5 protein-coding genes and 4 pseudogenes are annotated in these 6,000 nt (G+C 35.4%); 5 read left to right on the top strand and 4 right to left on the bottom strand.

Translation table 11 applies throughout. The features are described from left to right. Together AC4HAF_RS08975 and AC4HAF_RS08970 are read right to left on the bottom strand one after the other, a co-directional pair. Positions 1 to 126, bottom strand: a pseudogene (locus AC4HAF_RS08975) (transposase); the annotation flags it as partial. After that, positions 117 to 260, bottom strand: a pseudogene (locus AC4HAF_RS08970) (IS3 family transposase); the annotation flags it as partial. The pseudogenes AC4HAF_RS08975 and AC4HAF_RS08970, both read right to left, overlap by 10 nt. Before the next feature lie 339 nt (positions 261 to 599). Between AC4HAF_RS08970 and AC4HAF_RS08965 the strand changes: the two are divergent. The 5 genes and pseudogenes from AC4HAF_RS08965 to AC4HAF_RS08945 all read left to right on the top strand — a co-directional run. Then, the gene (locus AC4HAF_RS08965; RefSeq protein ID WP_491097485.1) at positions 600 to 1,493 is read left to right on the top strand and encodes a Ppx/GppA phosphatase family protein; all 894 of its coding nucleotides are present in this window, start codon (positions 600 to 602) and stop codon (positions 1,491 to 1,493) included. Between the two features lie 16 nt (positions 1,494 to 1,509). Further along, positions 1,510 to 2,562, top strand: coding sequence for a polyphosphate kinase (locus tag AC4HAF_RS08960; protein ID WP_491097484.1), 1,053 nt, complete (start codon positions 1,510 to 1,512; stop codon positions 2,560 to 2,562). A 3-nt stretch (positions 2,563 to 2,565) separates the two neighbouring features. Then, positions 2,566 to 2,919, top strand: coding sequence for a phospholipase D-like domain-containing protein (locus tag AC4HAF_RS08955; RefSeq protein WP_491097483.1), 354 nt, complete (start codon positions 2,566 to 2,568; stop codon positions 2,917 to 2,919). Next, positions 2,898 to 3,680 carry a hypothetical protein gene (locus AC4HAF_RS08950; RefSeq protein ID WP_491097482.1) on the top strand — a complete coding sequence of 261 codons (783 nt, stop codon included), beginning with the start codon at positions 2,898 to 2,900 and terminating at the stop codon, positions 3,678 to 3,680. Before AC4HAF_RS08955 ends, AC4HAF_RS08950 begins: the two co-directional genes overlap by 22 nt. A gap of 64 nt (positions 3,681 to 3,744) precedes the next feature. Further along, positions 3,745 to 3,960: pseudogene (locus tag AC4HAF_RS08945) on the top strand (23S rRNA (uracil(1939)-C(5))-methyltransferase RlmD); the annotation flags it as partial. Between the two features lie 200 nt (positions 3,961 to 4,160). Here AC4HAF_RS08945 and AC4HAF_RS08940 read toward each other — a convergent pair. Further along, a pseudogene (locus AC4HAF_RS08940) lies at positions 4,161 to 4,774 on the bottom strand (IS982 family transposase); the annotation flags it as partial. Positions 4,775 to 5,091: 317 nt separating this feature from the next. Beyond that, positions 5,092 to 5,979, bottom strand: coding sequence for a LysR family transcriptional regulator (locus tag AC4HAF_RS08935; protein ID WP_491097481.1), 888 nt, complete (start codon positions 5,977 to 5,979; stop codon positions 5,092 to 5,094). Between the last annotated feature and the right edge of the window lie 21 nt (positions 5,980 to 6,000).

The following is a 6,000-nucleotide window of genomic DNA, read 5'->3' as shown; positions in this document are numbered from 1 at the left end:
CTTGGCTAGAAAGTCTCCAGATTCATAGTGTCTCAGGTCAATACCGATAAAGGCGTTGATCTGATTGGCAGACTGAAAACGACGAATGTCACCGAGTTCGCCAATGATGCTAGTTGCAGTTGTTTTAGTTTTGTCTTAATGTGTTTATTGTTGTAGTAAAAAATATAATCTGTAATAGCTTGTTCTAAGTCATCAAGTGAGTGGTACAACTTTTCATAGCCATAAAACATCTCAGATTTCAGAATACCAAAGAAGGATTCTCCAGCATGAGCATCGACAGCTCCATAACAATAGCGATATTCCCTGATGCAATGACTAGAAACGATGGGGCGTGTTCCTAGTGGTGTCCAGCATTTCCCGAGTTTACTGATACGACTAAAACCAGCCTCGTCCTGATACATCAGTCTGACTTTATTATAACGAAGACTATGCTTAAAGCACTTTCTTTCCTTCCTGAAGATAGATTTTATTTTTAAAGGGCCCCTAATCTACTTTTATAGGATAAAAATCAATGAATTGTAAACTTTTTGTAATTTTTTAAAAAGTCGATTTTTTAATCTTCTAAGAATAGTATAATGATAACTACGAGGAGGAATATTATGAATTATGGAATTGTTGATATTGGTTCAAATACAATCCGTTTGAATGTTTATCAAGTTAGTGAACAGGACTGTTCAATATTATTTTCGAAGAAATATACTGCTGGTTTAGCATCTTATTTTAAAAAAGGTAAATTATCTCTTGATGGTATTGATATCTTAAAAAATACGATTAAAAGTATTCTCGAGATTGAGAAATCCGTTAAAATGGAAAAACTTCTCTTTTTTGCGACTGCATCATTACGAAACGTTGATAATAATCAAGAGGTTATTGCTGAAATCAAAGAAGAGCTTCAAGTGAATATTCACCTTTTATCTCAAAAGGAAGAAGCGCGCCTAGGACATATAGGGATTGAGGAAGTTTATGGTAAAACAGATGGCCTTTCAGTTGATATTGGTGGCGGTTCATCTGAAATTACCATCTTCCAAGGGAAAGATAGCCTAGGAGATGCTAGCTTGTCAATCGGTAGTCTTAGCCTATTTAAGGAATATGTGAAAGAAGTCTTACCTACGAATGAAGAATTTGATATCATGAGAAATTCAGTTAGAGTCATGATGAAGACCAATAAAGATTTTGGGGAATATCATACGCTTTTTGGTATCGGTGGAACAATTCGAGCTATTGGACGTGTGATTAAGATAATGGAAAAAACAGATAGTGAGACTCATTTTACCACCAAACACCTTAAAAATTTATCTAAGAAAGTCATTGCTCGCGATAAGAAAGCAATTAAAGCTATTTTTAAAGCAGCACCTGATCGTATTCACACTCTTATGCCTGGAATGGCTATATTATTAGAAGTTTGTAGAAAATTTGATGTTGAAGTTGTTTTTGTCTCTAATAAAGGGATTCGTGAAGGTTATTTATTAGACTATTTAAAAAACAAATCGTAAGAGAAAGTAGGAACGTATGGAACAAGTTCCTTTTATGCAAAATAGAGAGGTTGCTTGGTTACGATTTAATGAGCGTGTTTTAGATGAGGCACAAATGAACGAAGTTCCGTTGCTGGAACGTTTGAAATTTATTAGTATTTTTACTAGTAACCTTGATGAATTTTTTATGGTGCGTCTAGGTACCTTACATGATTTAAAATTATTGAAAAAGGTAACGCTTGATTCAAAAACAGGTATGAATCCAGACCAACAGATTACTAAGATTCTGGAAATGGTTCCTGCCATGTATCAGAAAAAAGATACCATTTATTTAAAACTTTTATCATTATTGGAAGAAAATCATATTCGTTCTCTAGAGTTTTCTCAATTAAATAATGAACAAGCTGAATTTGCAGAGCGATATTATCATACTCAAATTGAAAAATTACTGTCTCCGCAAGTTATCAATAAAAGTCATCCTCTTCCTTTCTTAGAAAATAAAAAACTTTATATCGTGACTGAATTAGAATCGGAAAATGAGAATTTACTTGGTCTAGTCCCTATCGATAAACACTTTCCTAGTTTATTAATGTTAACAGGTCATAAGATTGACTTTATGCGTATAGAAGAATTGATCCTAGGAAAAATTGAATCCATTTTTAAAGATTATAAAGTACTATCTAAGACGATCATATCTGTCACTAGAAACGCAGATTTAAATACAGATAATGAGAATCAAGATCTCTTTGAAGACTACAAAGAGTTTATGAAATTTATCGTTAAGAAACGAAAGCGTCTTAGTACTATACGCTTGGAATCACAAGGAAAATTACCTCATACGGTTAAAAAATTCTTGTTATCAAGTCTAAAATTAGGAAGTGATCATTACTTTATCTCACAGAGCCCATTAAAGATGGACTTTGTTTTCCCATTGATAAATGCTGTTCCATCAGCTTATAAGGAAAAACTTCTATATACCCCTATTCATGCTTATAACCCATTTTTAAATAGTCCATCTATTATTAAAAAAGTTCGTGAAAAAGATCAGTTTTTATCCTATCCATACGATGATATTAATGGATACATTTAACTCTTGAAAGAAATTGCTAATGATTCAGAATGTGTGGCTATTAAAATTACCATTTATCGCTTGGCCAAGAATTCTCAGATTGTCAAATATCTCTGTCAAGCTGCTGAAAATGGGAAAGAAGTGACCGTTTTGATGGAATTGAAGGCTCGTTTTGATGAAGAAAGTAATATCAAATATGCGGGTATTTTAGCAGAAGCTGGCTGCAATATCATTTATGGATTTGAAGAATATAAAACCCATTCTAAAGTTTTTCTAGCCATTTTCAAGGATAAAAAAGCAATGTTAGTTATATTACCCAGATTGGTACAGGAAATTATAACGAATCAACTTCAAAATTGTATACAGATTTTTCTCTGATTACAGCAGATCACGAGATTGGTTTAGATGCTAGTGATTTCTTTAAAAACCTTTCTCTGGGAAATCTTAATGGCAAGTATAAACATTTACTTCAAGCTCCGACTAGTATGGGACAGCAATTTGAAGAGTTAATAAACCGTGAAATTGTAAAAGGGAAACAGGGTTACCTTTTCTTCAAATTTAATTCCTTAACGGATTATCATTTTATCCATAAACTGGTTGAGGCTTCTCAGGCCGGGGTTCGAGTGAAATTAATTGTCCGTGGTATTTGTTGCCTATTGCCAGGTGTCGAAGGAAAAAGTGAAAATATTGAAATTCACAGTATTGTAGGACGTTATTTGGAACATCCGCGAGTTTATATATTTGGTAATGATTCGGAACAAGTTATTTATATTGCTTCGGCTGATTTAATGACGCGTAATATGAAAGAACGGGTTGAAATTGCTGTGCCTGTCTTTGACGTGGATATTCAGGCACGGATTCGAGATTATATGGAGAAACAATTCAGTGATACCGTAAAAGGCCGTCAGATACTTCCTAGTGGAGAATATTCCGCTATCAAAATGGAAATGGACAATCGTGCAATCTCATCACAGGATCAATTTATTCAGGAAGCTGAGAGAAATTACCAGAAGCAACTTGATTTAGTATTGGAAAATGAAAGACAAGAAATAGATGAAACAGCAATTTTAAATGACCCAAAATCTCATTGGTTGCTAAAACTGAGGTCTCATTTTAAAAAAATAATGAAAAAATCGTAAGAAAATTTTTTTCAGCATGATTAAAAAATTTGACAATGATTTAGACAAACTTATTGGAACCATTGGCCTCACTGAAAACTTCATCAAAGCCAGCAGCGCCGTGCAGCCTAAGAAAATCACCTACATTTCCTGCAATCCAGCCACCGTGGCGCGTGACATCAAACGCTATGAAGAGCTTGGCTACAAGCTGAAAAAAGTGCAGCCGGTCGATCTGTTTCCACAGACGCATCATGTGGAAGCAGTATCACTGCTTGTACGATCTGATTTGTCAGCGAAGTAAAAGGAGATGATCTGCCCATGCGCTATAGGATAGCCCTTGTTGCTTAATTTAGGGATATGCTAAGTATAGTTATTCCAAGAAAGTGAAACAACGAAGCTTGATTGATAAATGGGGACAAAGAAATACTAAAATATTGCGAAGAGAATTAGTCATATAAAGTATTGTTAATTATTATATATTATACCCGTTGTGCTAGTTAATTAGGCATAGGCGTGAGAATATTTCAAACTGGTGCCAAATTCATTATGACTGCTTTCGAGCATAAAAGAATAGTTAAGCAATATCGCCTCCGCTCTAAATTTGAGTGCCGCTAGGCTTCGGTAGCGTAAACATTCAATCCCCAAACTGCTCTAAACTTGAAAATACAGTCTCTGTAGGCTTCCTCAATCGACTGATTCTATAATTGTCAAACCACGAATACTCAATCATATTTTTCCTTAGTTGTGAAATCAACTTAATACCACAACGTGCTAGTTCCGCTTTTGTTTCCCCATCCACATAGCTTTCATCTCCATAAATAATTGGAATCGGACTGTTTTCAAGGAGTTCCAAAGCGACATTACCGTTATAAACAGAGGCTAGAGTTACCACATAATCTATTGGGAACACACTATCACTCACAAGTACTGAAAACGTGATACCATAGTAGTGCAGTTCTTAGTAGCGTTATAGCCAATATTTGCCACTTCTGATAATAGTGTTGCTCTCAGATTACGAATGGGTTGACACAAAGCACAAGGAAAGCTGTCAATCAAGCCGAAAACAGGTCTAAGACCATAAAATAGCACATGCGCTGAATGCTTTGGTCAAGATTTTTGAAAAAATGACTTGTGTTTGATCGGGAGTTGCGAGATAATGGACTTGACATTGCATATCATACCCTCATTTCGTGGTTGTTTTGAGTTTATGATACGCAAAGTTTTTTAGTTTGGCTAGAATTAACTAGCACAACGGATAGTAAATTGTTTTTTGATTGCTTATCGAAGATTACGTTTTACTGGGATGTATCAAAAGAAATTAAGACTAACGGAACATAGTTACATTTCCCACTCATAATAGTTACTTAAAAGAAAATGAGTATCTCTTTTAAGCACAAATAGAAAGTCTATGTTATTAGGAATTGCGAAGGAACTAACTACTAAAAACTATCTTAGCTAACTCCACCAGATGTTCAATAGCAGGTGTTTTCTCTTGTTGAGAGGTCGCTATTCCATAGGTTAGTTGGTCATCAACAGCTAAGGGAATGGTTAAAAGGTGTTTATTTTCAGGTAGAGTCACAAAAGATGGCATTATAGCGATACCAAGACCTCCCTGAACCATAGTGTGGCTAAGGATAATCGAATCGGTAAAGGAAACATGAGCATTTGGGCATTGTTTTTGGATGAGTATTTGGATGTCACTTTGTTGGGGTGGTGCCTGAAGGGCGTTGAAAAGGATGAGATTTTCAGCTTTCAAATCCTCCAATGTGAGGTACTCCTTTTTGGCAAGTGGTGTTTCTTCTAAAAGCAAGCAAACAAATTGCCCTTCAAGTAAGGGGGTAAATGAAATGGCATGCAAATGTTCAACATCATCAAGAGTTGTTAAAATCGCATCACAATCTCCGTTTAATAGCTGTTTTTGCAAGTTATTGTGGTTGGCATTAGAGAGATAGAGTTGGGCAGTCGGGTCCGTTTCCTTATATGCTTGAATTAGGAGTGGGAGGCGGTGCATTTCCAAAAGGGTATTGGTGTAGCCAATAGCAAGGGTTGTTTCTGACCGTTGGGAAATACTGCGAGCACGGTTGATAGCTATTTCCATTTTTTCAGAGATTTTTTTACAATCATCGTAAAAGCTAACTCCTGCATCTGTTAGACGAACATAACGCTTGCCTCTGTGGAAAAGGGAAAAACCAATTTCCTCCTCTAGAGTTTTTATGGTCTTAGTAACAGCTGGTTGGCTGATGTGAAGACTCTCTGCGGTATGTGAGAAATTTAGTGTTTCTGCTAAATGTAAAAAGACAGATAATTTTTGAAAATCCATAACAGTTCCTCTGATAACTTT

The sequence above is a fragment of the Streptococcus sp. ELY_90 genome (genome assembly GCF_058314475.1).
Note: the sequence above shows the minus strand (reverse complement) of the source record. Positions and strands in the feature narration are given on the sequence as shown.